Source organism: Sandarakinorhabdus sp., from assembly GCF_031422795.1.
GTDB lineage: Bacteria > Pseudomonadota > Alphaproteobacteria > Sphingomonadales > Sphingomonadaceae > Sandarakinorhabdus.
On sequence record NZ_JANPML010000202.1, the window covers coordinates 1 to 1,740 of the forward strand.

The 1,740-nt window shown below is 67.6% G+C and carries 3 protein-coding genes; 2 read left to right on the plus strand and 1 reads right to left on the minus strand.

Features of this window, described 5'->3' with window-relative positions; translation table 11 throughout:
* Window positions 1–357 (minus strand): double zinc ribbon domain-containing protein (locus RMO81_RS07735; RefSeq protein ID WP_310475251.1); only part of this gene is annotated, 357 nt, incomplete at its 3' end.
* 65 nt (window positions 358–422) lie between these two features.
* On the opposite strand from RMO81_RS07735, the gene RMO81_RS07740 reads away from it, so the two are divergent.
* Entirely contained in the window at window positions 423–1,244 is an 822-nt protein-coding gene (locus tag RMO81_RS07740) for a class I SAM-dependent methyltransferase (RefSeq protein ID WP_310475248.1), read from the plus strand.
* 37 nt (window positions 1,245–1,281) lie between these two features.
* Window positions 1,282–1,740, plus strand: a 459-nt coding sequence (locus RMO81_RS07745; RefSeq protein WP_310475250.1) for a universal stress protein, incomplete at its 3' end; no start/stop codon positions are given.

A 1,740-nucleotide genomic window follows, 5' to 3' on the forward strand; every position in this document is an offset into this window, starting at 1 on the left:
GTCTTCGGGCAGATCACCGGCCACGCGCAACATGGCGCGGGCCATCATGCGGGCAAGGTGCAGGCGGCGACCGTGTTTCAGTGCCAGCACCAGCAGCCGGGTCGGGCCACCATAGGCAAACGGCGCCCGCGCGCGCGCATAGCGTGGCGGTTCGGCAAGGCAGGCACCACACAGCGCGGCGGCATCGCCTTCGTGGGGCAGGGGCACGCCGCAGCAGGCGCATTGCGGCGGGCCCAGCGCCTGCAACTGGCCGAAACAGCTGGCGCAAAACCGATCATCGCCGTCCACGATTTCGCCGCAAGCCGGGCAACGCGGCGGCAGCACGACGTCGATCACCGCACGCAGGGGGGTCGTCACCAAGGCCAGCACAGCTACCACGGCGGCAGTTTGCGCCAGGGCGTGCGCGGCGTAAAGAGAGCGGGATGAGTGACCTTTTGCCTTTTGATGCCGCGCTGCGCCGCCGCCGCCATGCTGATGCCGCGCCGGGCTTTGGTGCGGTATCGTTCCTCCATGATCTGATGGCCGATGAATTGCGCGAACGTGTGGCGATGGTGGCGCGGCCGTTTGCCGATGTGCTTGATCTGGGCGGTCCGCGCGCCATCTGGCCGGCGGCGACGCGGGCAGCGTTGAGCGCCGGCGAACCCGGTGTGACTGTTGCCGACGAGGATCAATTGCCCTTTGCCGATGCCAGCTTTGATCTGGTGGTTTCAGCCGGAGCGCTCACCACGGTGAATGATCTGCCGGCTGCACTGGCCGGCATCAGGCGGGTGCTGCGGCCGGATGGCCTGTTCGTGGCGGCCTTCGTGGGCGGCATGAGCCTGGTGGAACTGCGCGCCTGCCTGCTGGAAGCGGAAGCCGCCATCACCGGCGGCGCCGGCAGCCACACCGCGCCGATGGTGGAGGCCAACGCGGCGGCCGGCCTGCTGGCTCGCGCTGGTTTTGCCATGCCGGTAGCGGATGTGGAGCGTGTCACCCTGCGGTATGCCAGCCTGTTCGGCCTGTTCGATGATCTCACGGCGATGGGCGCGCGTTCGGTGCTGCGCGATCGCCGGGCGCTGCGGCGCGATGTGCTGATGGCGGCGGCGCAGCGCTTTGCCGCCATGACCGATGCTGATGGCAAGACCAGCGTCACCATCGAGATTTTGCATGTCGCCGGTTGGGCGCCCGGCCCCGGCCAGCCCAGTCCCAAGGCGCCGGGCAGCGCCACCACCAGCCTGGCCGACGCGCTCAAGAGCCGTGTGTAGCTTGCCGGAATCGGTTTCATCGCCCAAGCTTGGCGCAATGGATGCTGCTGCCACATATCTGGTCGTGATCGACGACAGCCCGGAAAGCCGGGTAGCGATGCGCTTTGCCGTACTGCGCGCCGCGCATGTGGGTGCCGATGTGCGGCTGGTGAGCGTGGTAAGGCCCACCGAATTCATGCATTTCGGCACTGTGCAATCGATGATGGCCGCCGAAGCCCGAGCCGAGGCCGAAGCCTTGCTGGAGCAGTTGGCCGGAGAGGCCGAAGCGATGCACTGCGCCCGGCCCGGCGCTCTGGTGCTGGAAGGTGAGCCATCGGCGGTGATCCTGGCGCATGTGAAGGACAATCCTGGCATACGCGCACTGGTGCTTGGCACGGCCAGCCGCGGCAGCCCTGGTCCGCTGGTCAGTTTCTTTGCTGGTGAACGTGTTGGCAGCCTGCCGTGCATCCTGATGCTGGTGCCCGGCAGCCTTGATACCGACCGGCTGGCAACGATT

What these genes read in the sequence shown, in the direction of transcription:
- RMO81_RS07740 (WP_310475248.1), top strand. Translation starts at nt 423, where the DNA reads ATGAGTGACCTTTTGCCTTTTGATGCCGCGCTGCGCCGCCGCCGCCAT.